This window comes from Corynebacterium jeddahense (genome assembly GCF_028609865.1).
Classification (GTDB): domain Bacteria; phylum Actinomycetota; class Actinomycetes; order Mycobacteriales; family Mycobacteriaceae; genus Corynebacterium; species Corynebacterium jeddahense.
Window position 1 is genome coordinate 2,271,297 of the sequence record NZ_CP063194.1, and the last position, 26,384, is coordinate 2,297,680.

Genomic DNA, 26,384 nt, shown 5'->3' on the forward strand with positions numbered 1-26,384 from the left:
TCCCCGCTACCGCAGTCGCGTTCCCACGAGGCCCGCGGCGAGCGTGTTGCCGGAGGACTGGTCCACGAGCAGGAAGTTGCCCACGGCGCCGCGGGCGGCGTAGTCCTCCACCGGCAGCTCGTCGGCGGTTTGGATGGTCACGTGCGCGATCTCGTTGAGCGCGACGGCCTCGGGGGCGGTGTTGTCGCCGGCGGGGCCGTCGAGGTCAAGTACGCGGTCGACGCTGGCCACGCGGGCGCGCACGAACGCGGTGCCGTAGCGCAGCTTCACGGCCTGACCGGCGCGCAGCACCTTCTCCGTCAGTCCCACGACGGTGGCGTGGAACTCGCGCACGTTCTCCGGCCGGGTGCCCGCGGCGAGCAGGTCGCCGCGGGTGAGGTCGATCTCGTCGGCGAGGCGCAGCGCGATGGAATCCCCGGCGCGGGCGCTGTCCACCGGCCCGTCGGAGGTGTCGATGCCGGCGACGCTGGTGGTGCGCCCGTGCGGGGCGAGGATCTCGTCGCCGACCGAAATGGCACCGGCGTTGACGCGGCCGGCGTAGGCGCGGTAGTCGGAGGCGTGCTCGCGGAGCACGACCTGGATGTTGAAGCGGAAGTCGAGGTCGTCGGCGCGGCCGTGGTTGACCGGGATGGTCTCGAGGAGCTCGAGCACGGTCGGGCCGGCGTACCAGGGCGTCTCGGCGGACGGCTCGGCGACGTTGTCGCCCTTGAGCGCCGAGATGGGCACGACGTGCGGGTCCTCGATGCCCAGCTCCGCGGCCTTGGCGTCGAACTCCGCCTTGATCTCGTTGAAGGTCTCCTCGGAGTAGCCGACGAGGTCGATCTTGTTCACCGCGAGGATGACGGTGCGCACGCCGAGGAGCTTGGCCACGGTGAGGTGGCGCACCGTCTGCTCGACGACGCCGTTGCGGGCGTCGACGAGGAGCACGACAACCTGCGAGGTGGACATGCCGGTGACGGTGTTGCGGGTGTACTGCACGTGGCCGGGCGTGTCGGCGAGGATGAACGTGCGCTTGTCGGTGGCGAAGTAGCGGTAGGCCACGTCGATGGTGATGCCCTGCTCGCGTTCGGCCCGGAGGCCGTCGACAAGCAGGCTCAAATCGAGGCCCTCGAAGCCGCGGTCGGCGGAGGTGCGCTCGACGGCGGCGAGCTGGTCCGCGAGCACGGACTTCGTGTCGTGCAGGAGGCGGCCGACGAAGGTGGACTTGCCGTCGTCGACGGAGCCCGCGGTGCACAGGCGCAGGGTCTCGCGCGCGGCGAGCGCGTCGGAGGCGGTCGCGGCGGGCGCGCCGGACGTGGTGGTGGGGGCGGTCATCAGAAGTAGCCTTCCTTCTTGCGGTCTTCCATGGCGGATTCGCTGAGGCGGTCGTCGGCGCGCGTGGCGCCACGCTCGGTGAGGGTGGAGTTGGCGATCTCGACGAGCACCTCGTCGATCGTGGTCGCGTCCGAATCGACGGCGCCGGTGCAGGACATGTCGCCGACGGTGCGGTAGCGCACGCGGCGGGTCTCAAGCTGCTCGCCGTCCTTCGGGCCGCCCCACTCGCCGGCGGTGAGCCACATGCCACCGCGGTTGAACACCTCCCGCTCGTGGGCGAAGTAGATCGGCGGCAGCGCGATGCCGCGCGCGCCGATGTACTCCCACACGTCCGCCTCGGTCCAGTTGGAGATGGGGAACACGCGCACGTTCTCCCCCGGCAGGGTCGCGCCGTTGTAGAGGTCCCACAGCTCGGGGCGCTGGCGGCGCGGGTCCCAGCCGCCGAACGAGTCGCGCACGGAGAAGACCCGCTCCTTCGCGCGCGCCCGCTCCTCGTCGCGGCGGGCGCCGCCGAGCACGGCGTTGTAGCCGACCTCGGCGATGGTCTCCACGAGCGGGACCGTCTGCAGCGGGTTGCGGGTGCCGTCGGGGCGCTCCTGCAGGTCGCCGCGGTCGATCCAGTCCTGCACCTTTGCGACGCGCAGGCGCAGTCCGTGGCGCTCCACGACCTCGTCGCGGAACTCGATCACCTCGGGGAAGTTGTGGCCGGTGTCCACGTGCAGCAGCTCGATCGGCATCGCCGCCGGGTGGAAGGCGCGGCGCGCGAGCTCGAGCACGACGCAGGAGTCCTTGCCGCCGGAGAACAGCAGGCCGATCTTGTCGAACTGCCCGGCGACCTCCCGGATGATGTGGATTGACTCGTTTTCCAGGTCCTTCAGGTGCGGAGAAAGCTCCGGCGTCACTGTTTCAGTCATGGTTCCTTCTCCTCTTACTCGTGCAGGCCGCACTCGGTCTTGGCCGCGAACGCCCAGCGCCCGGCGCGCGGATCCTCTCCTTCGGCCACCGGCAGCGTGCAGGTGGCGCAGCCGATGGAGGGGTAGCCCTGGCGGGTCAGGGGGTGGATGATGAGGTCTTCCGCGCGCTCGAACTCGGCCGTGCCCTCCAGCGACCACGTCACCAGCGGCGAGATCTTCAGCCGGCCCGTCTTGTCCAGGCTGAGCGCGGGCGCCTCGGCGCGGGTCGGTCCGTCGGCGCGGCGCAGGCCCGTCACCCACCCGGCGTACGGGCTCATGTGCACCGCGAGCGGCTCCACCTTGCGCATGCGGCAGCACGCGCTCGGCGCGCGCAGGTACAGGTTCGGCCCGTACACCTCGTTTTGCTCCTCGCGCGTGAGCTGCGCCTTCGCGCGCACGAGCCGGTGCGTCGGGTAGCGCGCCTCCACCTCGTCGGCCACCTCGAGGGTCTCCGGGAAGTGGTACTCGGTGTCCAGAAACAGGAAGTCCGCGTCGGGCAGGTGCCGCTCGGCCAGCTCCGCGAGCACGGTGTTCTCCATCGACAGGGTGACCACGAGCTTGCCCGGCGCGTGGGTGTGGGCCCAGTCGAGGATCTCGCCGGCGGTGGCGCTGTAAAGCTTGTCCGCCCACTCCTCCACGAGCTGCGCATTTTGCGTTGCGACGCCCTCCGGCAGCGCCGCCGTTTCCTTCGGCCCCTCGGGGCTGACCTCCGGGTCGCGGTAGCCGCCCGGCTGGTTAAGCAGGTTGATCATCGGGTCGCCTCCTTCAAAACTGCGGTGTGACCGTGGCGCGCGAGCGAGGCCTGGAGCGCCTCCTCCGTCGACGGCGCCGCCGCGTGCGGGGTGGCCGGGTCGTCCTGGCCGTGGTACTTCACCTCGAAGACGCGCAGGCACTCCCCGCACTTCCAGGCGAAGTCCGTCTCCTCGTTCGGCCACAGCTCCTCGCCGCCGCAGTACGGGCAGTACGAGGGGAAGTTGCGGTTGGGGTTCGGCTCGCGGCGAAAGCTCATCGCAGGGCCTCCTCGTCGGCGCGGGCGACCCAGGTGCGGAACGTCTCTCCGTCTTCGCGCTGGTCCACGTAGTGCTGCACCACCCGGGTGACGTAGTCCGTCAGCTCGGTGGAGAGCACCTTGTGGCCGCGCAGCTTGCGCCCGAAGTTCGCGCCCTCGCCGATCGTGCCGCCGAGGTGGACCTGGAAGCCCTCGACCTTCTCGCCGGCGCCGTTGTCCACCATCTGGCCCTTGAGCCCGATGTCGGAGACCTGGTGGCGCGCGCAGGCGTTCGGGCAGCCGTTGAGCGAGATGGTGATCGGGCTGTCGAGGTCGCCGAAGCGCTCCTCCAGCTCGTCCGCCAGCTCGATCGCGCGCGACTTCGTGGTCACGTGCGCGAGCTTGCAGTACTCGAGGCCGGTGCACGAAAGCAGCCCGCGCCGGAACTCGCTCGGGTTCGAGTACAACCCCATCTCCTCGAGCTCGGCTTGCAGCGTTTCGACGTCCTCCGGTTTCACCCCGAGCAGGAGCACCTCCTTGAACGGGGTGAAGCGCAGGTCGGTGACGCCGTAGCGTTCGGCGAGGCCAGCGAGCGCGATGAGCTGTTCGCCCGACATGTGGCCGAGCGTGGGCTTGACGCCGATGTAGACGTTGCCGTCTTTCTGCTCGTGCACGCCGATGTGGTCGCGGTCGACGAGGTTGTCGGGCGCCTTTGGGCCGTCGGGAAGCGAATAGCCCAGGTACTCCTCTTCGAGGACCCGGCGGAACTTCTCAATGCCCCACTCGGCGACGAGGAACTTCAGGCGCGCGCGGTTGCGCAGTCGGCGGTAGCCGTAGTCGCGGAAGATGCGCACGACGCCGGCCCACACCTCGGGCACCTGCTCGAGGGTGACGAATGCGCCGAGGGACTGCGCGAGCATCGGGTTGGTGGACAGGCCGCCGCCGACGTAGCACTCGAAGCCCGGGCCGAGCTCGGGGTGCTCGACGCCGATGAAGGCGAGGTCGTTGATCTCGTGGACGACGTCCTGGCGGGCGTTGCCGGAGATCGCCGTCTTGAACTTGCGGGGCAGGTTCTGGAACTCCTCGTTGGTGACGATCTTCTGGATCTCCCGGATCGCCGGCGTCGCGTCGATGATCTCGTCCTTGGCAATGCCGGCCACGGGCGAGCCGAGGATGACGCGCGGCACGTCGCCGCAGGCGTCCCAGGTGTTCAGGCCGTGCTGTTCGAGCGTCTCCCAGATCGTGGGAACGTCTTCGATGCGCACCCAGTGCAGCTGGATGTTCTGGCGGTCGGTGAGGTCCACGGTGGAGCGGGCGTAGTCGCGGGAGAGTTCGCCGACGGCGCGGGCCTGCGCGGTGGAGCAGATGCCGCCGTCGAAGCGCACGCGCATCATGAAGTACTTGTCCTCGAGCACGCTGTTGTCCTCGCCGGTGAACTCGCCGCCGAGGTTCTGCTTGCGCTGGGTGTACAGGCCGAGCCACTTGAACCGCGGGTAGAGGTCCTCGCGGTCGATGGAGTCGAAGCCGGTCTTGGAGTAGGTGTCGATGACGCGCTGCTTCACCTCGAGCACCGGGGCGGCCTGCTTGATCTCCTCGTCGTGGTTGAGCGGAGCCGTGCCGTCGATACGCCACTGCCCCTCCGGCTTCTTTGCGCGGGGTTTCGTGGGTGCGCTCATTCCCTCTCCCTCGAATAGACAGCTTGGTTCAAATCCAGCAGTGCCGGACGTGCTGTTGGCCCAGTGTGCCGTACTGCTCGGTCTAACACAACCGATCCACCGAAAGTGCCGGTTGGAGGCATGAATGAAAACTCGTAGCGCCGGTTTTGGGGCACACTCGGCATGAGCGAATGAAATTGCCCGGAAGTTTAAGACCGCTCTGTCTATGCGCTATAGTGTCCTGCGACAACGAACCCTTCCGCGAAAGGACCTGAGACTTATGAGTCTGCGCGTCGCCGTCGTCGGCGCTGGCCCCGCCGGCATTTACGCCTCCGACATGCTCATCCGCAACGAGGAGCACGACATCCACGTCGACCTCTTCGAGCAGATGCCCGCCCCGTTCGGCCTCATCCGCTACGGCGTGGCGCCCGACCACCCGCGCATCAAGGGCATCGTGAAGAGCCTGCACAACGTGCTGGACAAGGACAAGCTGCGCCTCATCGCCAACGTCACCGTCGGCCGGGACATCACTATCGACGACCTCCGGGACTACTACGACGCCGTCGTCCTCTCCACCGGCGCCGTGCGCGACCGCGAGCTGCTCATCCCGGGCGGCGACAAGTCCATCGGCGCCGGCGAGTTCGTCGGCTTCTACGACGGCAACCCCCGCTTTGAGCGCGACTGGAACCTCGGCGCGAAGGAGGTCGCGGTCATCGGCGTGGGCAACGTCGCCCTCGACGTCTCCCGCATCCTGGCCAAGACCGGCGAGGAGCTCACCGTCACCGAGATCCCGGACAACGTCTACGAGTCGCTGAAGAACAACCAGGCGGAGGTCGTGCACATGTTCGGCCGCCGCGGCCCCGCCCAGGCGAAGTTCACCCCGAAGGAGCTGCGCGAGCTCGACGAGTCGGACACCATCCAGGTGCTCGTCGACCCCGAGGACATCGACTACGACGAGCTCTCCGAGGAGGTTCGCCGCGCCGACAAGTCCATCGACCTCAACTGCCAGGTGCTCGAGCAGTACGCCATGCGCGAGCCGGACGACGCGCCGCACAAGATCTACATCCACTTCTTCGAGGAGCCCGTGGAGGTGCTCACCGACGACTCGGGCGCAATCACCGGGCTGCGCACCGAGCGCCAGGAACTCGACGGCGAGGGCGGCATCCGCGGCACCGGCAAGTTCACCGACTGGCCGGTCCAGCAGGTCTACCACGCCGTGGGCTACCGCTCCGAGCCGATCGAGGGCGTGCCCTTCGACCTCAACCGCCACGTCATCCCCAACGACGGCGGGCACGTGCTTCACGACGCCTCCGGCGAGACCGGCTTCGAAGACAAGCTCTACGTCACAGGCTGGATCAAGCGCGGCCCGATCGGCCTGATCGGCAACACCAAGTCCGACGCCAAGGAGACGACGGACATGCTCATCGCCGACGCGGACGCCGGCCTGCTGGCCGCCCCGTCCCATACCGGCGAGGACGAGATCTTCGACCTGCTGCGCGAGCGCGGCGTGGACTACGCCACCTGGGAGGGCTGGTACAAGCTCGACGAGGCGGAGCGCGCCCTCGGCGCCGCCGACACCGAGCACCCGCGCGAGCGCAAGAAGATCGTGGAGTGGGAGGACATGCTCGGCCACTCCCGGTTCCAGGGGTAGCGCGCCGCGCACATGTACACCGAATCGACACGTCCGCGCGACGTGTCGATTTTTCGTTGCAAAATCGACACGACGGGCGGGAGCGCCTGGTCGCGGTTCGGGCGACGCATACCGGGTTACCGGCGGGTGAGCACCTCGAGCGCCGCCGTGTTGAGGAACACCTTGGACCGGCCTGCTTTCTGTTCTTCCAGGATGCCGGCGTCAGCCAACTGAGACAGCCACATCGAGGCGGTTTGACGCTTCGCCAGACCCGCGTCGATGACGTCCGTGATGCGGATGTATGGCTGGACAAACAACAACTCCGCCAGCTCAGCTGCGGGAGAAACCCCGGCGGCGCGGACGCGAGATGTGGTCGCGTCTTGGAGGCTGCGAAGCTCGTCGATAAGCGAACTGGTGCTCCGCGCCGACTCGGTCACCGCGTTGACCATAAAGAGAATCCATTCCTCCCACTTACCACCAGCGGTCACAGCAAGGAGCAGGCGGTAGTACTCGGCTTTGTTGTCGACGATCGTGCCGGAGAGGTAAAGCACCGGCAGCGCGAGGACCTGTTCTTGGAGGAGAAGCAGGATATTCAAAATGCGTCCGGTGCGGCCGTTACCGTCGTAGAACGGGTGGATCGCTTCGAACTGGTAATGCGTCACTGTCATCAACACCAACGGGTCGAGGCCGTGGTCGGAGTAGATGTAGCGCTCCCACGCAGACAGGTGCCGCTGAAGCACGTCCAGACCCTCGGGTGGGGTGTAGGCGCGAGTGCCCTGCACGGGGTCGCCAATGTAGGTACCTGGGGCGGAGCGGAGCGTCGCTTGACCGCCCTGCAGGATCGAGCACACTTCCGTAGCGACTTTCTCCGACACCGGGCGATCCGCAATCAGCTCCACGCCCCTACGAAGGGCGTCGCGGTAGCGCAGCGCTTCTTTTGTGGCAGGCGTCGGCTCGGGGGCGACGCTCCAGTGCGCGCGGAACAGCTCGTCGTTCGTGGTCACGATGTTTTCGATCTCCGTCGACGCCTGTGCCTCACGCAACGGGATCGTGGAGGTGATGATCTCCGGGTTCGGGATCAGCCTGCAGGCGGTGTTTAACGCGGCGAGCTCACTACGCGCCTCAATGACCGCCTTGAGCACCTTTGCTGTCTCCAGCTCCTGCTGTGGCGGCAGCGGCGGCAGGTCGTTGTACGGCAGCGCCGGATCGAACGCCGCCCTATTTCCGGTCATGTCGAAAGAATAAACACGTCCGCACGACGTGTCGATTTTTCGTTGCAAAATCGACATGACGGGCGGGAGCGCCTGGTCGCGGTTCGGGCGACGGGACAGGACCTATCCTGGTCCGCATGCAATGGCTGGCCCGGATCTGCTCCCTCCCGCTCGCGCTGCTGGCGCTCGCCGCCGCGTGGCTGGCGGTCGCGCCATTCACCCCGCGCATCCCGTACTGGGGCGCTGGGTCGCTCATCAGCCCGGAGTACATCGGCCCGGTGCTGCTGATCTCGCTCGCCGTGCTCGCCGTCTCGGCGGCGCTGAGCTTCGCGTCCAAGGCCAACGTGGTGCCGGCGGCGGTGGCCGCGCTGGCGGCCGTCGCAAGTGGTGCGCTGCTGGCCACGCAGGTTGCGGGCGCGCGCGAAATGGGCACCGACGTTGATGTCGCCGCCGCCCTGAGCTGGGACGGGCTGGAGAAGACCGACCGCGGGCCCGACGCCACCGTCGCCTACGACACCCACGACGGCGACGATCTCGACGTGGACGTCTACGAACCCGGCGCGGGCGGGAGCCACCCGGTGCTGCTCTACGTCCACGGCGGCGGGTGGAACCAGATGAACAGGCGCTCCCAGGCCTACAACATGCGGGCCATGGCGGATGCCGGGTACGTCGTCGCCTCGATCGACTACACGCTCGCGCGCCCCGGGCACCCGACGTGGGACACGGCCGCACGCGAGGTCGGCTGCGCGCTGTCCTGGGTGGGAAGCCACGCCCGCGACTACGGCGGCGACCCAGGCAGGCTCTTCGCGTACGGCGAATCGGCCGGCGGCCAGCTCGTCCTCAACGCCTCCTACGACGCCGCCGCCGGCACCCTGCCCTCCGACTGCGGGGGCACCCCGGCCGTGCCGCGCGCCGTGTACGTCGACTCCCCCGCGCTGGACATCCGCCACGTGTACTCGGCGGGCGACCCGTACGCCGGGCAGGGCTCGAAGGACACGGCGGTGAAGTACTTAGGCGGCACGCCGGACGATGTGCCGGAGCGGGCAAACTTTGTCACCTCCGCCAACCACGTCACCGACGCCTCCCAACCGACGATGATCGTGCGCAGCGACCACGACCGGCTCGTGCCCCCGGCGAGTTACGACGCGTTCCGCGCCGCGGCCCGCGAGCACGGCGTCGCGCTGACGGAGCAGGTCCGCCGCCACGCCGACCACGCCTCGGCGCTGAGCGCCCACGGGGTGTGGAACCAGAACCTGCTGGCCACGATGCAGCGCTTCTTCGCGGAAAACGGGGCGGACGCGTGAACCTCACCTGGCAGCGGGCGACCGTCCTCGTCCTCGTCGCAATCCTGGCCGTGGTCTTCGCTTTCGACTGGGCCACGGTGCAGTCCCCCTACGGCGCGGCCGGCACCGCCGCCGGCGCCGCGCTCATCGTCGCGTGCGGCGCGTGCTGTTTGGCGTACGGCGCACGCCCGGTCGCGGCCGTCGCCGGAATCGCCGCGTGCGCGAGCCTCGCGCTGTGCCTCAACGCCCTGAGCATCCCCCTCTACTGGGAGCCCGCGCTCGCCTTCGGTGCCGTCGTCACCTCCTCGCGGGTGCCCCGGCGCGACCGCGCCTGGCTCACGGTCTGGCTGCTTGCGATCCCCACGGTCGCCCTGTTCACCCACGGGCTGTTCGCCGAGGACTGGCCCGGCGGGCAGTCGGTGGGGCGCGCCGCCGCCGTCGCGGCCCGCGCGGTGGTGCTGTCGTGGGTGTTCCTCGGCTTCTTCTTCCTCCTCGGCGCGCAGCTGCGCAACCGGCGGGAGAAGATCTCCGAGCTGGAGCAGCAGATCGAGTTCGCCCACGTCCGCGAGCGCACGCAGATCGCCCGCGAGATGCACGACATCGTCGCCCACACGCTCGCCGGGATCACGGCGCTCGCCGACGGCGCGCGCTACGCGTCGAAGGCGGACCCGCAAGTCGCCCAGGAAGCGCTCGCCACCATCAGCGCGGAATCCCGCACCGCGCTGACGCAGATGCGCGGGCTGCTCAGCGTGCTGCGTGACGACGACGGCGCCCCCACCGGCGCAACCCCAGGCCGGCGCGACTTCGCGGCGCTGTTCGACGACGCCCGCAACCGCGGCCTCGACCTCACCGTCACCGGCTTCGACGAGCTGCCGGAGGATCTGCCCGCGCTCACCCAGTTCACCCTGTACCGCATCTGCCAGGAGGCCATCACGAACATGCTGCGCCACGCGTCCACACCACAAGGCGCGATCACCTTTTCCGCTGACGCGAAGTCGGTGCGGGTGGAGGCGGTCAACGCTGCGTCGAAAAGCAAGCACGGCCCCGACGGCTTCGGGCTGGTGGGCATCCGCGAGCGCGTTGCGGCGCACGGCGGGCGCGTGAGCGTGACCAACGACGGCGGCGAGTTCGTCCTCACCGCGGAGGTGCCGCGATGATCCGCGTGGCGCTTGTGGATGACCAGCCGCTCGTGCGCGCCGGCTTCTCCATGCTCATTAACTCCCAGGACGATATGGACGTTATCTGGCAGGCGGGCGACGGCGCGGATGTGGCGGGGCAGCCGGCGGCGGACATCGTGCTCATGGACATCCAGATGCCCCGCACGGACGGCATCGAGGCCTGCCGCGCGCTGCTCGCCGAGCACCCGGAGACCCGCGTGATCATGCTGACCACCTTCGACGAGCGCGACCTCGTCCTCGGCGCGCTCGACGCCGGCGCCTCCGGGTTCCTGCTCAAAGACGCCGACCCGGACGAGCTGCTCGACGCGCTGCGCACCGTCCACGGCGGCGACGCGGTGCTCGCCCCGAAGGTGACGCGCCACGTCATCGGCGCGGCGCAGGCCCCCGAGCAGCGGGAGGCGACGCGCAACGAGGCGATGCTCGAGCACCTCACCCCGCGTGAGGTGGAGATCCTGCGCCTGGTGGCGCTCGGCTACTCCAACGAGGAGATCGCCGAGGCCGAGACGCTCTCGCCCGCGACGGTGAAGACGCACGTGCACCGCATCCTGTTCAAGACCGAGTCCCGCGACCGCGTCCACGCCGTCCTCTTCGCGTTCCGCGCCGGCCTGGTGGGCACCGGCGAGTTGCTGGGCCACTAGCCGCGTACACCCCAGGGTGTACGCGCCGATTTACACCCGCGGGCCGACGATTTCACCCGCGCAGCGCGCGACCATCGGAACCATGATCGAAGTTGAAAACCTGACCAAGCGATATTCGAGTTCCACCGCGGTGGACGCGCTGTCGTTCACCGCCCCGGACGGCGCCGTCACGGGCTTCCTCGGCCCGAACGGCTCCGGCAAGTCCACCACCATGCGCATGATCGTCGGGCTTGAAACCCCAGACGAGGGCGAGGCGCGTATCGACGGCTCCGCGTTCCGCTCCCTCGACCAGCCCGCACGCGCCGTCGGGGCGCTGCTCAACCCGGAGTGGATCGCCCCGCACATGACCGGGCGCGGCCACCTCAAGATGGTCGCCGACTACGCCGGCGTGCCCGAGTCCCGCGCCGACGAGTCCCTCGAGGCGTTCGGGCTCGCGGAGGCGGCGAAGCGGAAGGTGAAGCACTACTCCCTCGGCATGCGCCAGCGCCTCGGCGTGGCCAGCGCGCTCATCGCGGACCCGGCCAACGTCATCCTGGATGAGCCGGTCAACGGCCTCGACCCGCAGGGGGTGGCCTGGATGCGCGGGCGCATCCGCGAGATGGCCGCCGAGGGCCGCGCCGTGGTCGTCTCCTCGCACCTGATGAGCGAGATGCAGCTCACCGCGGACCGCCTCGTCGTCATCAACCGCGGCCGCCTCGCCGGCGAGGGCCCGCTCGAGGACTTCCTGGGCTCCAACCGGGTCGAGGCGACCTGCAGCGACCCGGCGCGGCTGGCCGAGGCCGTCGGCGGCAAGGTCGTCGGCGACGCCGTTTTCGTGGAAGGCGCCACCGCGCGCGACGTCGGCGAGGCCGCCCAGCGCGCCGGGGTAACGGTCTACTCCCTGCAGGAGTCGCGCCGCAGCCTCGAAGAAGTGTTCCTGGAATCGACGAAATAGGACGTAGGAGGTTTTACATGCACACGTTGAAAGCAACGCTGCGGGAGATCTTCTCCCGCCCCGCGACGCGCATCCTGCTCGCGTTCGTCGCGGTCGCCCTCATCCTCGGACCCATGGCCGTGGCCATGCTCCTCGGCCCCAACGGGACGAGCGCGGCGGATCCCGCGATGCTGCTCATCCCGGCCAGCTTCATGCTCCCCGTGGCGTTCGCCGCGGCCGCCTTCCCCGCCGGCGGGGCGCACTCGCGCGGCACGATCGGCTACGCATACCTCGCGTCGAACCACCGCGGTTGGGAGCTCGCATGTCGCGTCGGAATCGCAGCTCTCGCCTGCACGCTGACGGCGTTTGCCGCCTCGGCGATCGGGCTCGGCGGCGCGCACGTGTTTGTTGACAGCGTCGCTCTGGGAGGCGCCAACAGCGCAGATATGGTGCGCAACCAGGCCGAGCTGTGGGTCGCGTACCCGCTCCTCGCGGCCCTGACAGCCGTACTGCTCGGTTCGGGCACCGCGTCCTTCTTCGTCTGGGTCGTCGAGTCGCTCATCGTGGAAACTGCCCTCGGCGCGGTCAACCAGCCGTGGGCTGCAGCCCTGGAGAAGCTCCTGCCGGGCGGCGCGGCCGGGAACGGCGCGGCCGGCGTGGCCACCCTCGTCGTATGGGTCGCGGCCCTCGCCGCCGCCGCGTACGCCGCCGTGCAGCGGAGGGCCGTGAAGTGACCCAAAAAGAGAGCACAAGACATGCCGGTGAGCGCACCGCGGCCCGCAGGCGGTTCGTCGCCCCCGACCTCGCGCGCGGGCTCGCCCTCGTCGGCATCGCGATGGCCAACATGGTCACCGACTGGGACCCGGCGGAGGGTGTCGACCACGCGGCGGGCCTCGGCGGCTACAACGGCGACGGCACCGCGTGGGAGAAGCTGCTCGTCTTCTTCGAGACGCTCTTCGTGCATGTGCGCGGCCTACCCATGTTTGCCACCCTCCTCGGAGTTGGCATCGGCATGATCTTTGTCAGCCTCGAACGGCGCGGCTACCCGCTGCGCGCCCGGCGCGGGGTGCTCGCGCGCCGCTACGGGTTCCTGTTCCTGTTCGGTCTGGTGCATAAGACGCTGTTTTTTACCAACGACATCATGACGGCCTACGGCATCGCCGCACTTATCCTGTGCTTGTTCATCGGGTGGAGCGACAAGGCCCTCTACGCCCTCGCAGGTGCTGCGTTCGCCCTGAACGCGGTGCTTCGGGCACCTGGCGTATTCGCCGCGTTTTCGTCGACAGCAGAACCGATAGACGGCAGCCCCGCGCGCATCTTCGACCTCAGCGACCGCATAGCCGCGGGCCTGGCCAACTTCTGGGTGTACCCGGCAATGGGCGTGATCGAGATGCTCGCCTTCTTCCCGCTCGTCGTGGTCGGATTCGTCTGGGGCCGCCGCGGCGTCTTCGGCGACGTCGACGGCAACGCCCGGATGCTCCGCGGGTGGGCGATTCTTGCAGCCGTCGTTATCGCGGCCGTCGGCATCCCGTGGGGCTGTGCGGAAGTCGGCGCGCTCGGCCCGGGTTGGGCGGTCGGCTTCAACGCCGCGAACGAGGTCGCCGGCATGCTCACCGGCCCCGGCATCCTCGCCGCCATCGCGCTCGCGTGCCGGCCGTTGCAGTCGCGTATCGACGCCTCCGGCACCCTTCCGCCGCCGGCCCAGACCCTGGCCCAGCCGCTGGTGGCGCTAGGCAAGCGCTCCATGAGCGGCTACCTCGAGCAGACGGTCCTGTTCATCCTGACCACGCAGCCCGCGTTCTGGTGGGCGACCCGCGACGCCACCATCGCCGGCAAGCTCGGCTGGGCGCTGCTCGTCTGGCTGGCCACGCTGGCTGGCGCGTGGGCGCTGGACAAGGCGGGCAAGCCCGGCCCCTTCGAGTGGCTGCACCGCCGCCTGTCCTACGGCAAGGACGGCCTGCCGGAGCACTACCCCGGATAGCGCCAGAGCAGGAACCGTGCGCGTGTCGGACAGAGGTCTACACTTGCCCCCGACCAACACGAGAGGGGTAATACGTGGATCTCATCCGCCTCACCGCGCGCTATGGCAAGCGGTACGCGGGCCAGATCACGGTGGTGGTGCTGCTGCAGCTCATCACCACGCTGGCCACGCTGTACTTGCCGGACCTCAACGCGGACATCATCAACACCGGCGTCGCCCAGGCGGATGTCGGCTACATCTGGCGCGTCGGCGGGAAGATGCTCGTCGTCGCGCTCGTGCAGGTCGCCGCGGCCATCGGCGCGATGTGGTTCGCCTCGCAGGCCGCGATGGGCACGGGCCGCGACATCCGCACCGCCGTGTACGGGCAGGTCTCGTCCTTCGACAGCGAAGACATGGCTGCCTTCGACACCCCCTCCCTGATCACTCGCGGCACGAACGACGTCCAGCAGGTGCAGATGACGTTCCTGCTCTTCCTCAGCTTTATGGTGGCCGCCCCGATCATGGCCATTGGCGGCATCGTCATGGCGCTGCGCCAGGACGCGGGCTTGTCCTGGCTGGTGGTCACGGCGGTGCTCGTGCTCACGGTCGTGGTGGCCATCATCGCCGCGCTGCTCATGCCGATGTTCAAGAAAATGCAGGCGAAGCTGGACGGCATCAACGGCCTGCTGCGCGAGCAGATCGCCGGCATCCGCGTCGTGCGCGCGTTCAGCCGCGAGGACTACGAGGAGCGCCGCTTCCACGACGCGAACGAGGAACTCAGCCGCCTCAGCCTCAACATCGGCCGCGTGTTCGTGACCATGTTCCCGGTCATCATGCTCATCATGAACCTCGCCACCGCCGCCGTGCTCTGGTTCGGCGGCCACCGCGTCGACGACGGCCTCGTGGAGGTCGGCTCGCTCTCCGCGTTCATGCAGTACCTGCTGCAGATCCTCATGACGGTGATGATGGGCGTGTTCATGCTCATGATGCTGCCGCGCGCGATCGTCTGCGCGGACCGCATCGACGAGGTGCTCGCGTACGAGCCGAGGGCGCGGCGGGGTACCGGAGGTCCGTCGAGAAGCGAGGGCCTCGTCGAGTTCGACGACGTCTCCTACACCTACCCCGGCGCCGAGCAGCCGGTGCTCGAGCACATCTCGTTTACGGCGCGCCCCGGCACGACGACCGCGATCATCGGCTCCACCGGCGCCGGCAAGACCACGCTCGTCGGGCTCATCCCGCGGCTCTACTCGCCCACCTCGGGGCAGTTGCGTATCGACGGCCATCCGGTGACCGACACCTCCCGCGAGCAGCTCGTGCGCTCGGTGGGCATGGTGCCGCAGAAGCCGTGGCTGTTCTCCGGCACGGTGGCGTCGAACCTGCGCATGGGCAAACCCGACGCGACGGACGAGGAGCTCTGGGCCGCGCTGCGCACCGCGCAGGCCGGCTTCGTCCAGGACCTGGACATGCCGATCGCCCAGGGCGGCACAAACGTCTCCGGCGGGCAGCGCCAACGCCTCTGCATCGCCCGGCTGCTCGTGGCCGACCCGGACGTCTACATCTTCGACGACTCCTTCAGCGCCCTGGACGCCACGACGGAGGCGAACCTCAACGCCGCGATGCACGAGACGGTGCGCACCAAGACGGTGATCGTGGTGGCGCAGAAGGTGAGCAGCATCCGGCACGCGGACCAGATCCTGGTCATGGAGGCCGGGCGCATCGTCGCGCGCGGCACGCACGAGGAACTCATGGCCTCCTCGGAGACCTACCGCGAGATCGAACACAGCCAGGCGGAGGTGGACGCATGAGCGACCAGACCAAGGAACTGACGGACGAGCAGCTGGCCGACTACGAGGAGAAGATGGCCGGCGACAACTACTCCAACAACGCGCCGCGCAAGGCGAAGCACTTCTGGCCGTCCGCGAAGCGCCTGCTCGGCCTCCTCGCGCCGTACAAGCTGGCGCTGACGTTCGTGTTCATCATGAACGCGGCGTCGGTGTTCCTCTCCGTCTACGCGCCCCGCGTCATGGGCCGGGCGATGGACGTCATCTTCTCCGGCGTGGTGTCCAAGCAGGTGCCGGCAGGGGTGAGCAAGGAGCAGGCGATCGAGGGGATGCGCGCCGCCGGGCAGGACCGCTTCGCGGACATGGCCGAGGCGATGGACCTGCACCCGGGCAGCGGCGTCGACTTCGACCACCTGCGCGAGCTCATCCTCGCCGTGCTCGCGCTCTACGTGCTGTCCGCGGTGCTCATGTGGGCCCAGGGCGCCATCCTGAACAAGCTGTCCATCCGGGCGGTCTTCGACCTGCGCGAGCGGGTGGAGGCGAAGATCAACCGGCTGCCGCTGCGCTACTTCGACACCCGCCAGCGCGGCGACGTGATGAGCCGCACCACCAACGACGTGGACAACGTGCAGCAGGCGCTGCAGCAGTCGCTGTCGTCGCTGTTCAACGCGGCGCTCACGCTCATCGGCATCATCATCATGATGTTCGCCATCTCCTGGCAGCTCGCCCTCGTCGCCCTGCTGGCCATCCCGCTGACCGGCCTGGTCATGGCCGTGGTGGGCACGCGCAGCCAGAAGGAGTTTGTCACCCAGTGGAAGGCCACCGGCGACCTCAACGGGCACGTCGAGGAGTCCTTCTCCGGCCATGACGTCGCCGTGCTCTTCGGGCGCACCGACCAGCTGCGCACACAGTTCGACGAGCGCAACGCCGAGCTCGCCGCCGCCGCGCAGAAAGCGCAGTTCCTCTCTAACTCCATGCAGCCGATCATGCAGTTCATCTCCTACCTCTCCTACGTGTTCATCGCGGTGCTCGGCGGGGTGAAGGTGGCCTCGGGCAAGCTCACGCTCGGCGACGCCACCGCGTTCATCCAGTACTCGCGCCAGTTCAACCAGCCGCTCGGGGAGATCGCTGGCATGATGCAGATGCTGCAGTCGGGCGTCGCGTCCGCGGAGCGCATCTTCGAGCTTCTCGACGCTGAAGACGAGCACGCCGACCAGGCCACCGCCCACCTCGGCGGGCGCGCGGACGGCCTGGTGGAGTTCCGCGACGTCTCCTTCTCCTACACCGCCGAGCCGCTCATACGCGACCTCAACCTGCGCGTCGAGCGGGGCCAGACCGCCGCCATCGTCGGCCCCACCGGCGCCGGCAAGACCACGCTGGTGAACCTCATCCTGCGCTTCTACGACGTGGACTCCGGCGCGATCTCGCTCGACGGCGTGGACATCCGGGACCTCTCCCGCGAGGAGCTGCGCGGCCAGATCGGCATGGTGCTCCAGGACGCGGTGCTGTTCAAGGGCACGATCATGGACAACATCCGCTACGGCCGCCTCGACGCCACCGACGAGGAGGTCATCGAGGCGGCGAAGGCCACCTACGTGGACCGCTTCGTGCGCTCGCTGCCCGACGGCTACGACACCGTGGTGGACCAGGACGGCGGCTCGATCTCCGCCGGCGAGCGCCAGCTCATCACCATCGCCCGCGCGTTCCTCTCGCAGCCGGCGCTGCTCATCCTCGACGAGGCGACGTCCTCGGTGGACACCCGCACCGAGGTGCTCGTGCAGGAGGCGATGAGCGCGCTGCGCTCCAACCGCACCTCGTTTGTCATCGCGCACCGCCTCTCCACGATCCGGGACGCCGACGTCATCCTGGTCATGCAGGACGGGCAGATTGTGGAGCAAGGGTCGCACGCGGAGCTCGTCGCAAAGCAAGGTGCGTATTGGCAGCTCCACCAATCCCAGTTCAGCGAGGACTAAACCCGCGTACCATCGGGCGCATGACTACCGAAAACGAAGGCCTGTACACCAGCATCGACACCGGCAAGACCGGCGACGAGAAGCAGCAGAACGACAACTCCGACAACCCGAACAACGACATGGAGACGCTGCCCGTCGGCGAGGGCGTGCACACCGTCGACGAGGCGGACCACCACCACGACATGCAGCACTGGAACGACGGCAACCTCCCCCGCGAGACGGAGGGTGAGGAGCACCAGCACAACGGCCAGGCCGCCGACGGCGACGAGTAGCTCCGCCGGGGCTACCATGTGACGCGTGAGTACCCCCTACGGCAATTTTCGAATCGGCGACCAGGAGCGCATGGACGCCATGGACGTGCTCGGCCGCGCGCTCGGCGAAGGTCGGCTCACGATGGCGGAGTTCGACGAGCGATGCCGCGCGGTTGCCGAGGCGCAGACGCACGCCGACCTCCAGCCCGTGTTCGCGGACTTGCCGACGGTGGGGGCCGGAGGTGGCGTCGAGAAGCGAGCGCCCGCGGACGCCGTCTTCTACTCCCAAGCCGAAATCATGGAGGCCCGCCGGGCGGGCAAGCGCACGCGCGCCGGCATCTTCTGGCTGGGCACGCTCGCCTCGCTGGGGCTGACGGCGCTGCACCCGATCTTCCTCCTGCTCATTCCGACCCTGTACATCCTGCTGTACGTGATGAAGGTGGGGCCGGACTCCTGGTACGCGCCGAGCCTGCGCCAGCTGGAGACGCGCCGCCGCCAAGAGCTCAAGGCGCGCCAGCTCGAGATCGAGGCCGCGAAGGCGCAGCAGCAGGCGCTCATGCGCGCGCAGCGGCAGGATCAGTTCAACCAGCTGACCTCCGACGCCCTCAACGCCGCACAAAACACTGTCAACCGTTTCCGCAACCACTAAACCGGCCTACAGTGGGGTGGCATGAGTGAGCCACTGCAGAAGCACCGCCATTTCGACCAGGCGGACAAACTGAAAAACGTCTTCTACGACATCCGCGGCCCGGTGACCGCGACGGCGGAGAAGATGGAGCGCGACGGCCACACCATTTTGAAGCTGAACACCGGCAACCCCGCCATCTTCGGATTCGAGGCGCCGGACGTGATCATGCGCGACATGATAGCCAACCTGCCCACCTCCCAGGGCTACACCACCTCGAAGGGCATCACTTCCGCCCGGCGCGCCGTGGTCACCCGCTACGAGATGATCGAGGGCTTCCCGGAGTTCGACATCGACGACGTCTACCTGGGCAACGGCGTCAGCGAGCTCATCTCCATGGTCACGCAAGCTTTGCTTAACGACGGCGACGAAATCCTCATCCCCGCCCCCGACTATCCCCTGTGGACCGCGGCGTCCACGCTCGCCGGCGGCAAGGTCGTCCACTACATGTGCGACGAGGAGGACGGCTGGAACCCGTCGCTCGACGACATCCGCGAGAAAGTCACCGACCGCACCAAGGCGATCGTGGTGATCAACCCCAACAACCCCACCGGCGCCGTCTACTCGCGCGAGGTACTCGAGGGCATCGCGGACGTCGCCCGCGAGCACGAGCTCATGATCCTCGCCGACGAGATCTACGACCGCATCCTTTACGACGGCGCCACGCACACCTCCATGGCCGAGATCGCCCCGGACCTGCTGTGCATCACCTTCAACGGGCTATCCAAGGCGTACCGGGTGTGCGGTTACCGCGCCGGCTGGATGGTAATCACCGGGCCGCGCCGCCGTGCCGAGGGCTTCATCGAAGGCCTCGACCTGCTCAGCGGCACGCGCCTGTGCGCCAACGTGCCCGGCCAGCACGCGATCCAGGTGGCGCTCGGCGGCCGGCAGTCCATCTACCAGCTCACCGCCGAGGGCGGACGCCTGCACAAGCAGCGCGACGTGGCGGTTCGCAAGCTCCGCGAGATTCCGGGCGTGTCCGTCGTGGAGCCGAAGGGCGCGCTGTACTGCTTCCCCAAGATCGACACCGAGATGTACAACATCCACGACGACGAGAAGTTCATGCTCGACCTGCTCAAGAGCGAGAAGATTCTCATGGTCCAGGGCACCGGCTTCAACTACCCCACCCCGGACCACTTCCGCGTGGTCACGCTGCCGTGGGCGTCGCAGCTGGAGAATGCGATCGAGCGCCTGGGCAACTTCCTGGTGGATTACCACCAGCACTAGGGGCCTGCGGAGCGGGGGCGTTGAGCGCTCGTCTTCGTGCTACCCCAGATCGTCTAGTAGACCATCCGTCTCCGCTATACCATCGAGAGCGCGGGGCCACGTTCCCCCCAGGTGATATTGACATTGGTTGTCGTTAGGTAGCGGATGGTATAGCAGCCAGGCTCGGCCGCTAGACCATCCGCAGCTATCCACGGGCGGCGCGTGGGCGCCGGGGCCGGCGGGCACAGTTCTGGGAAGCGCCCTCTCTACGACGAAGCGCCCTCTCTACGACGCCGAGCTGCCCTCCCCGTAGCGGGTCACGCTGCTCTTGTCCTGCAGGCTGGAGCCGTTCTCGAAGTCGATCGACGTCGCGGCTTTGCCCGGGTCGGCGGTGCACCAGTCGTACAACACGGCGCTAAGAGCAACGACGCCCAGAATGCCTCCGACGACCTTGCCCAACTGCTGCACCTCCGGCTGGCCGGCAACTTGCTGGAACTGAGCGTTGACGGCATTTGCCCGTCGGCGCAGTTCCTCGAACTGCTCGTTGCGTTGCCCGCCGCGGCCGCCGACACCCCAGTCGCGGGTCTGCTCCTGCCAACGGCGGTTCATTTCCGCGTTGATCTGGTTGATCTGCGCCTGGTACTGGCCGATGTACGGCTTGACCAGATCGCCGCCCACTGTCGCCAGCAGTCCGATTGGAATCAGCCACAGGATCGGCGAGCGCACCGCGTTGGCCACGCACCGGTCAATGACCTCGCTGCCGGAGGAGCCGGTGGCATCGGTCGCGGTTGCCGAGGTTGTCGGGGGTGCTGGCTGGGTAACTGTTGCGGTTGCGGCCGGCTGGGTCACAGTAGCGGTCTCGGTGACCGCGGACTGCGGCACCGTCTCGGTGGCGCGCTCGGTGATCGTCTCCGTCGCCCCCGCCTGCGCCGGGCGGTAGCTGCCCGAGATCAGGTACGGGCCGTCCACCTTGGCGCCGTCCGTGCGGGTGTAATCGACTTGCACCTCCGTCAGCTCGCCGACGAAGTTCGGCTCTGGCACGAAGGTGACGTGGCCGTCCTCGTGGATCGTCCAGGTGCCCTGGTTCGGGATGGTGAGGGTGCGGGAATCGTCGCTAAGCAATGTGCCCTCGATGGGGCGGAACTTGCGCGATTGCTTATCGACGTTGCCGTCCTGCAGCACCACCTGCACCACAGTTCCCTGGATGGTGTCGATGCGCGCGCGGCCGGGCGTGAACTCGACCGACGTGCCGGATTGCGCAGTTGACGTGACGGTGGCGTTGTTGGTGATCGTCACCGGGTCCGGGGTGACCGTGACCGCGGGCAGCGTCACCGTGACAGGCGCCGGGGTGACCGTAACCGGGATAGTTTCGGTGCCGCCCGGGATGGTCGTGGTGACCGGGTTCGGGGTGACCGTCTTCGGCTCCGGGCTGATGGTCAGCGTGCTGGTGATCGCGCTGGGCTCGCCCGGGATGGTGACGACGGTCGTGATCGGGTCGTGCGTGACCGTCACCGGTGCCGGGGTGACCGTGACCGGCTGCGGCTCGTTGACCTGCGTGACCGTGGTGACCAACGGCTCGGGGGTGACGGTGACCGGTTCCTGTGTGACCGTGACGGCGTCCGGTGTGACGGTGGTCGTCTCGACCGGGTTGGTCACGGTGAGGACGTCGGTGGCGGTGGCGGTCGCCGTTTCGGTAGCGGTTTCGGTGGTCGGCAGGTTGTAACCCACGGTCACCGTCGCCGAGGCGTGCGCCCTCACACCGTCACTGTTGTAGCCGGTGTAGTTGATCGGGGCCGGGTCACCGGTGAAACCGTCCTCCGGGGTGAACGTGAAGGTGCCGTTGGTCACCGTCCAGGTGCCCTGGCCCGGCACCACGAGCGTAGTCACTTCCTGGCCTGAGTTGGTGAGGATGCGCACCGTGTCTCGGTTCACCTCGCCCGAGTACTTCGGCGTCACGGCAATCGGGCCCGGGGTGCGGACGATGCGCTCTGCGTCCGAAAGCGCGAGATCCGCAACCGTGATGGTGGTGGGCACGTTCGAGGTGATCGTGGTCGGAACCGACTGCGTCTGAGTCACCGTCGTCGGGGTGCCGTCAATGGTGGTCGGTACCTCGCGCGTCACCGTCACGGGTGCCGCAGTTTCTGTCTGCGTCGCGGTGGTGAGCACGTTCGACGTGGTGGTTGCCGTCGTGGTCGCCGTCGTCTTGCCCGTCACGGACACCTGGTAGGTGGTGGTCTTGGTAGCACCCGTCGCGGTGGTGGCCTGCACGGTCACCGGGTCCGGCGTGCCGCTGAAGTCCTTCGCCGGGGTGAAGGTGACCACACCCGTCGATGGATCAATCTGGAACGTGCCCTCATCGGTCTCAATCTTGTTTTCCGTCGCGCCCGCCAGCGAGTAAGTGACGGTCCAGGCGCTCGGGAAGGACGGGAACATTTCCGCGCCAGTCTTCGAGGTCTGGGTCTGGTTGAGGTCGCCAGTTGTCACCGACGGGGAGGTCCGCGGCGAGCGGTAGTCGCCGGAGACCGTGCCGGTGTCGGTGGACTGCACACCGTTGGTGTTCTTCGCGGTGTAGTTCACCGGGGTCGGAGTGCCGTAGTAGCCGTCTACCGGGGTGAAGGTGAACGTGCCGTTGTTATCGACGGTCCAGGTGCCCTGCCCGTCGACCTTGAGTTCCTTGCCTGCGGGTTTCCCGTCGGCACCGACGAACTCCACCGTGGACTTATCGACCGTGTCCAGGTACCTCGGCGTGACCTTCAGGGGGCTGCCGATGTTGCCGAGCACGGAGGCGTCGTAAAGGTGCACATCCACCGGCTCAACGACGGCGGTGTACTTCGCCGTCGGCGTGCCCTGCGCGTTCACGATCCCGATGCCCACCGACTGCGCCGTGCCGACGAATGCAGGGTCCGGGGTAAACGTGACCTGGCCGGTTGTCGGGTTGATGGTGTACGTGCCCTCGCCCGCGACGGTGAGGGTGTTGTTCTCCGCCGGGGTGCCGTCCGGGGCAAACAACCCGAAGACTGCCTGGTCCCACCAGGTGGCCTGGGCGATGTTCGGGAACATCTCCTTCGCAGTGAGACCCTGGTCTTGGCGGTTCTTGTCGTCGGAGTGCTGCGTCACGCCCTGCAGATTGGTCGTGACAGCCGACGTCGGATCCGGCGTGGGGTAGAACGCCGAGATCTGGCCGGGCACCTGTGCAGGGATTCCGTCGAGGTTGGTGGCGGTGTAGTCGATGGGGGTCGGGCTGCCCACAAACGCGCCGCCCTCACCGTCAGGTCCCTGCGGAGTGAAGGTGAAGTTGCCTTGCTCATCGACGGTCCATGTGCCCTCGCCTGGCACAACCAGCGTCTTGCCGTCATCGGAGAGCGTGCTGCCTTGCGGCGCGATGATCCGGATCGTGCTCGTGTCGACAGTCTTGTCGAGGTATTCGGGCGTGATCGTGACCGGCTGGCCAATGCGGGTGGCCTTGGCGTAGTCGGACGGGATCTCAACGCGCACCGGCACCACGAACGGCTGGTAGGTGCTGGTCATCTCGGTCGGCTGGCCGCTGGCGTCCCTGAGGCCGACGGTCTGGATCTCCACTGCCGGGGCCTGGCCTGTGAAGCCCTTCTCCGGCTCGAACTTCACGGTGCCCTTGACCGGGTCGATGGTGTAGGTGCCCACACCGTCGACCGTAAGAACATTGTCGGTTGCACCTACGAGCTGGAACTTCACCGGGCTGTTGGCCTTGCCGTACCAATCTCCGGGCAGGTTCGGGAACATCTCGGCAGGGGTGCGGCCGGTGTCGTTCGCGTCCTTGTCGAAGCTGTTCTGGGCGGTGCCCTGCGGGCCGACGGTGGTGGCGGGGACCGTGATGGCCGCCGGGTAGGTGATGGTCACACCACCGGTGTCGGTCACCGTGCCGCCGTTGGTGGCCGCGGCGGTGTAGAGCACGCTCACCGGCGTGCCGACGAAGCCCGGCACCGGCGTGAAGGTGAATTCGCCCGTCGTTGGGTCGACGGTCCAGGTGCCTTGTCCCGGGATGTCCAGCGTCTTGCCGACGGGGTTGCCGGCAGCGTCGAGAAGCTGCACGCTCGTCGGGTCGATGGTGGTGCCGTAATCGGGCGTCGCCTTACCCGGCTCGCCGAGCGGCGCCGAGTTGGTGGCGGACGGCAGCGTGTACGTGCGGTCTTCGACGGTCGGGATGTACTGCGCAATGAGCGTCGAGTTGACCTTCGTACCGTTGGCAGTGGTGTTGATGGCCTGAATCTTCACCCCGCCCGCCTGTTTCGAGGGCTGGCCGCCAAGGAACCCGGCGTCCGGGGTGAACGAGACCACGCCGGTGGCGGGATCGATGGTGTAGATGCCCTCGCCTGCGACGGGGAGGGTGTCGACGAGGTTGGTGCCGTCCACGAGCTTGAACTGCACCGGCGCGTTGAACCAAGCCTCGGGCAGGCCCGGGAAGAGCTCCGCGGTGGTCTTGCCGGCGTCGCCCGGGGAGTTCAGGTCGGTGGATTTCTGGGTGTCGGTCGGGCCGCCGATGGTGGTGGCGGTACGGGTGACCAGCGGGTTGTAGGTAACCGTGACGGTGGACGGCTCGCGGGCCGCGATACCGTCGACACTCCGCGCGGTGTACTTCACCGGCGCCGGGTTGCCAAGGAAGCCCGCAACCGGGGTGAAGGAGAACTCACCGGTCGCAAGATCGACGGTCCAGGTGCCCTGGCCATCGACGGTGAGGGTGGTGCCGACGCGGTTGCCGGAGTCGTCGATAAGCGAAATGCTCTCGGTGTCGATCTTCGGCAGGCCGGCGATCGCGTAGTCCGGTGTGGCCTTGAGCGTGTCGCCGACGTTGCCGTTGGCGAACGCGGGCTGGAGGTACACGTTCGAGGCGGTAACCACGGGTAAGTAGGAGCCGTCCGCGCCGCGCTCCTGGCCGTTCGCGGTGGTGAGGTTGGCGATGCGCACGCCGACCTCCGGTGCGGGGCCGACGAAGAACGGGTCCGGGGTGAAGGTGACCTCGCCGGACGCGGCGTCGATGGTGTAGGTGCCAACGTTGTCGTACTTGAGCGCGGTGTTCGGCGCGATTGCGTTGCCGTTCCGGTCGACAAGCTGGTAGGTGAACGAGCTGTACCAGTTGGTGGGATACCCCGGGAACATCTGCTGGGCGGTCAGTCCGCGGTCGCCCTCGGAAGTGGTCCTGTCGGTGGACTTCTGCGTCACGCCCTGGGTGCCGAACGTCGTTGCCGGGCGACCGTCCGGCACGAAGTAGTCGACGGTGAGCGTGGCCGGGTCCGCCTGGATGCCGACGGTGTTCTTCGCCGTGTACTGCACCGGGGTCGGGTCACCGATAAAGCCGACCTGCGGGGTGAAGGTGACGGTGCCGTTGCTGTTGACCTGCCAGGTGCCCTCGTTTTCCACGGTGAGGGTTTTGCCGGCGGTCGTGCCGTCCGGGTTCAGCAGCTCAACGGTGTCCGTGTTGATCGCCGGTGCGCCGTCAGCCTGCGCGTAGTTCGGGCGCAACGTCACGGCGCGGCCGACCTGGTTCTGCGCTGCGACGTCCTTGAGCTGCACCGACGGCTTGGTCACCGTCGGGGTGTAGGTGGTGTTGACCTCGGAGTAGGACTGGTTGTTCGCCTTGATCGTGTGCGCGGGGCGGGTGACGCCGTACGCCATGACGCGGCCGTTGCCCTCGTCCGTGTTCGTGGTCATGTTGGACACGATCACGCGGATCGGGGTGGCCTGTTTGGTGGTCGGGTCGCCAGTTTTGAAGAAGTCGTTGTTCGGGGTGAACGTGACCTCGCCGGAGTCCGGGTTAATCGTGTACCGGCCCTCGCTGGTGTTCAGCTCGTTGGTGACGTAGCCGACGTAGTTGCCGTCTGCGTCGGTGGCAAACTGGTCGTCGGTGAGGTTGGCCAGCGCCACGATCGGGTCGTTCCTGTCAACCTGGAACGCGTAGGTGGCCAGGTAACCGTCCCAGATGATGCCGTCGGTGACACCTTGGAACGCGGTCCTGGCCTGCACGGTCTGAGCGGTGCCGAGCGCACCCGTAGACGTGAGCGGGGTGGTGGTCTTGCCCGGCAGTCCGGTGGTGGCGTAGTCGTACTGCGGCGCGGGCTGGCCACCGGGCTTCGACGGGTCGATCTGGATCGGCAGCGGAGGGGCGTAGCCGATGTAGCCCGGCGCGGGGTTCCAGGTCACCTGGAACATGGAGCTTTGGGAGATGTAGGTCCATTCGCCAAGCTGAGTCGTAATCTTGTTGGAATTGCTGAACGGATCTGGGCGCACAGCAGACGTAAACCCATTGCGGTAGATCGTCTGATTGGCGGGATCCCAGATGGTCAGCGGAACGGGGCTTCCCCACTGGTCGTAGGTGCCGGTATTCGCGATGCCGTCCTTTTCGACGGCGTCCAGGCTCAGGTACAACGTGCCGTAGCGCGTGACGTTCTGCTTCACCGTGGTCGACCACGGCACGGAGGCCGGGTTTTGGTCGTCGTAGGTGACGGTGGTGCCCTGAACCGTGCGCGTCGCGGCATCGGCGGTTGGCAGGAAGGTCGAATCGGGGGCGGCCACCTGCACGGTGGTCAGGCCGAGGATGGCGACGGTTGCGGCGCCAATCGCACGGGTGGAGACGGATGCACGCGAACGCGAGCCCCAGTTAGCCCGCGAGGAGGTAGTAGACATGATGTGCAATTTTCCGATCTATGAAAAAGGTGGATAATTGGCTGAACACTACGCTCAGGCGCAGTTTTCACGCCCCTCCATAACATCACAGTTTGCCGTGAACTTCCC

General features: G+C 67.9%; 19 protein-coding genes. 12 read left to right on the top strand and 7 right to left on the bottom strand.

The window, feature by feature from the left end; translation table 11 throughout:
- Positions 1-6: 6 nt before the first annotated feature.
- Genes CJEDD_RS10980 through CJEDD_RS11000 form a run of 5 tightly spaced genes read right to left on the bottom strand, consistent with a single transcriptional unit; the run spans position 7 to position 4,931 of the window.
- Complete coding sequence (locus tag CJEDD_RS10980; protein WP_042409280.1) at positions 7-1,314, bottom strand: sulfate adenylyltransferase subunit 1; 1,308 nt, start codon at positions 1,312-1,314, stop codon at positions 7-9.
- A complete protein-coding gene (cysD, locus tag CJEDD_RS10985; RefSeq protein WP_042409277.1) occupies positions 1,314-2,228 on the bottom strand; it encodes a sulfate adenylyltransferase subunit CysD in 915 nt (304 codons plus the stop codon). Before cysD ends, CJEDD_RS10980 begins: the two co-directional genes overlap by 1 nt.
- Positions 2,229-2,242: 14 nt before the next feature.
- Positions 2,243-3,019: a phosphoadenylyl-sulfate reductase gene (locus tag CJEDD_RS10990; RefSeq protein WP_042409274.1), complete on the bottom strand. Its 777-nt coding sequence runs from the start codon at positions 3,017-3,019 to the stop codon at positions 2,243-2,245.
- Positions 3,016-3,276 (bottom strand): hypothetical protein, encoded by a 261-nt coding sequence (locus tag CJEDD_RS10995; RefSeq protein ID WP_042409272.1) that lies wholly within the window; start codon positions 3,274-3,276, stop codon positions 3,016-3,018. Before CJEDD_RS10995 ends, CJEDD_RS10990 begins: the two co-directional genes overlap by 4 nt.
- Entirely contained in the window at positions 3,273-4,931 is a 1,659-nt protein-coding gene (locus CJEDD_RS11000; protein WP_042409270.1) for a nitrite/sulfite reductase, read from the bottom strand. The genes CJEDD_RS10995 and CJEDD_RS11000 overlap by 4 nt, the downstream gene beginning before the upstream one ends.
- A gap of 259 nt (positions 4,932-5,190) precedes the next feature.
- On the opposite strand from CJEDD_RS11000, the gene CJEDD_RS11005 reads away from it, so the two are divergent.
- A complete protein-coding gene (locus CJEDD_RS11005) occupies positions 5,191-6,561 on the top strand; it encodes an FAD-dependent oxidoreductase (RefSeq protein WP_273657524.1) in 1,371 nt (456 codons plus the stop codon).
- Between the two features lie 116 nt (positions 6,562-6,677).
- Here the strand turns inward: CJEDD_RS11005 and CJEDD_RS11010 are convergent, their stop codons facing one another.
- Positions 6,678-7,829 (bottom strand): Fic family protein, encoded by a 1,152-nt coding sequence (locus CJEDD_RS11010; protein WP_042407362.1) that lies wholly within the window; start codon positions 7,827-7,829, stop codon positions 6,678-6,680.
- Between the two features lie 59 nt (positions 7,830-7,888).
- Here CJEDD_RS11010 and CJEDD_RS11015 point away from each other — a divergent pair, with 59 nt between their 5' ends.
- The 11 genes from CJEDD_RS11015 (at position 7,889) to CJEDD_RS11065 (ending at position 19,640) form a co-directional block, all read left to right on the top strand.
- Positions 7,889-9,055, top strand: coding sequence for an alpha/beta hydrolase (locus CJEDD_RS11015; protein WP_042407360.1), 1,167 nt, complete (start codon positions 7,889-7,891; stop codon positions 9,053-9,055).
- Complete coding sequence (locus CJEDD_RS11020; protein ID WP_052333792.1) at positions 9,052-10,191, top strand: sensor histidine kinase; 1,140 nt, start codon at positions 9,052-9,054, stop codon at positions 10,189-10,191. The genes CJEDD_RS11015 and CJEDD_RS11020 overlap by 4 nt, the downstream gene beginning before the upstream one ends.
- A complete protein-coding gene (locus CJEDD_RS11025) occupies positions 10,188-10,850 on the top strand; it encodes a response regulator (RefSeq protein WP_042407358.1) in 663 nt (220 codons plus the stop codon). The genes CJEDD_RS11020 and CJEDD_RS11025 overlap by 4 nt, the downstream gene beginning before the upstream one ends.
- 82 nt (positions 10,851-10,932) lie before the next feature.
- Positions 10,933-11,784 (top strand): ATP-binding cassette domain-containing protein, encoded by an 852-nt coding sequence (locus tag CJEDD_RS11030; RefSeq protein ID WP_042407355.1) that lies wholly within the window; start codon positions 10,933-10,935, stop codon positions 11,782-11,784.
- A gap of 17 nt (positions 11,785-11,801) precedes the next feature.
- Complete coding sequence (locus CJEDD_RS11035) at positions 11,802-12,497, top strand: hypothetical protein (RefSeq protein ID WP_042407351.1); 696 nt, start codon at positions 11,802-11,804, stop codon at positions 12,495-12,497.
- Positions 12,494-13,744, top strand: a complete 1,251-nt coding sequence (locus CJEDD_RS11040; RefSeq protein ID WP_157034470.1) for a DUF418 domain-containing protein — start codon at positions 12,494-12,496, stop codon at positions 13,742-13,744. Before CJEDD_RS11035 ends, CJEDD_RS11040 begins: the two co-directional genes overlap by 4 nt.
- A gap of 74 nt (positions 13,745-13,818) precedes the next feature.
- Positions 13,819-15,528: an ABC transporter ATP-binding protein gene (locus tag CJEDD_RS11045; protein ID WP_042407347.1), complete on the top strand. Its 1,710-nt coding sequence runs from the start codon at positions 13,819-13,821 to the stop codon at positions 15,526-15,528.
- Positions 15,525-17,477: an ABC transporter ATP-binding protein gene (locus tag CJEDD_RS11050; RefSeq protein WP_042407345.1), complete on the top strand. Its 1,953-nt coding sequence runs from the start codon at positions 15,525-15,527 to the stop codon at positions 17,475-17,477. The genes CJEDD_RS11045 and CJEDD_RS11050 overlap by 4 nt, the downstream gene beginning before the upstream one ends.
- A gap of 20 nt (positions 17,478-17,497) precedes the next feature.
- Complete coding sequence (locus CJEDD_RS11055) at positions 17,498-17,749, top strand: hypothetical protein (RefSeq protein ID WP_042407340.1); 252 nt, start codon at positions 17,498-17,500, stop codon at positions 17,747-17,749.
- A gap of 25 nt (positions 17,750-17,774) precedes the next feature.
- Positions 17,775-18,377: a DUF1707 SHOCT-like domain-containing protein gene (locus tag CJEDD_RS11060; protein ID WP_052333791.1), complete on the top strand. Its 603-nt coding sequence runs from the start codon at positions 17,775-17,777 to the stop codon at positions 18,375-18,377.
- A 21-nt stretch (positions 18,378-18,398) separates the two neighbouring features.
- Positions 18,399-19,640: a pyridoxal phosphate-dependent aminotransferase gene (locus CJEDD_RS11065; RefSeq protein WP_042407334.1), complete on the top strand. Its 1,242-nt coding sequence runs from the start codon at positions 18,399-18,401 to the stop codon at positions 19,638-19,640.
- Between the two features lie 264 nt (positions 19,641-19,904).
- On the opposite strand, the gene CJEDD_RS11070 is transcribed toward CJEDD_RS11065, so the two are convergent.
- A complete protein-coding gene (locus CJEDD_RS11070) occupies positions 19,905-26,276 on the bottom strand; it encodes a hypothetical protein (protein ID WP_273657525.1) in 6,372 nt (2,123 codons plus the stop codon).
- Between the last annotated feature and the right edge of the window lie 108 nt (positions 26,277-26,384).

Excerpts from the sequence above, each read along its gene's own strand:
- CJEDD_RS10980 (WP_042409280.1), bottom strand. The coding sequence starts at position 1,314 with ATGACCGCCCCCACCACCACGTCCGGCGCGCCCGCCGCGACCGCCTCC.
- cysD (WP_042409277.1), bottom strand. The coding sequence starts at position 2,228 with ATGACTGAAACAGTGACGCCGGAGCTTTCTCCGCACCTGAAGGACCTG.
- CJEDD_RS10990 (WP_042409274.1), bottom strand. The coding sequence starts at position 3,019 with ATGATCAACCTGCTTAACCAGCCGGGCGGCTACCGCGACCCGGAGGTC.
- CJEDD_RS10995 (WP_042409272.1), bottom strand. The coding sequence starts at position 3,276 with ATGAGCTTTCGCCGCGAGCCGAACCCCAACCGCAACTTCCCCTCGTAC.
- CJEDD_RS11000 (WP_042409270.1), bottom strand. The coding sequence starts at position 4,931 with ATGAGCGCACCCACGAAACCCCGCGCAAAGAAGCCGGAGGGGCAGTGG.
- CJEDD_RS11005 (WP_273657524.1), top strand. The coding sequence starts at position 5,191 with ATGAGTCTGCGCGTCGCCGTCGTCGGCGCTGGCCCCGCCGGCATTTAC.
- CJEDD_RS11010 (WP_042407362.1), bottom strand. The coding sequence starts at position 7,829 with ATGTCGATTTTGCAACGAAAAATCGACACGTCGTGCGGACGTGTTTAT.
- CJEDD_RS11015 (WP_042407360.1), top strand. The coding sequence starts at position 7,889 with ATGCAATGGCTGGCCCGGATCTGCTCCCTCCCGCTCGCGCTGCTGGCG.
- CJEDD_RS11025 (WP_042407358.1), top strand. The coding sequence starts at position 10,188 with ATGATCCGCGTGGCGCTTGTGGATGACCAGCCGCTCGTGCGCGCCGGC.
- CJEDD_RS11030 (WP_042407355.1), top strand. The coding sequence starts at position 10,933 with ATGATCGAAGTTGAAAACCTGACCAAGCGATATTCGAGTTCCACCGCG.
- CJEDD_RS11035 (WP_042407351.1), top strand. The coding sequence starts at position 11,802 with ATGCACACGTTGAAAGCAACGCTGCGGGAGATCTTCTCCCGCCCCGCG.
- CJEDD_RS11050 (WP_042407345.1), top strand. The coding sequence starts at position 15,525 with ATGAGCGACCAGACCAAGGAACTGACGGACGAGCAGCTGGCCGACTAC.
- CJEDD_RS11055 (WP_042407340.1), top strand. The coding sequence starts at position 17,498 with ATGACTACCGAAAACGAAGGCCTGTACACCAGCATCGACACCGGCAAG.
- CJEDD_RS11065 (WP_042407334.1), top strand. The coding sequence starts at position 18,399 with ATGAGTGAGCCACTGCAGAAGCACCGCCATTTCGACCAGGCGGACAAA.
- CJEDD_RS11070 (WP_273657525.1), bottom strand. The coding sequence starts at position 26,276 with ATGTCTACTACCTCCTCGCGGGCTAACTGGGGCTCGCGTTCGCGTGCA.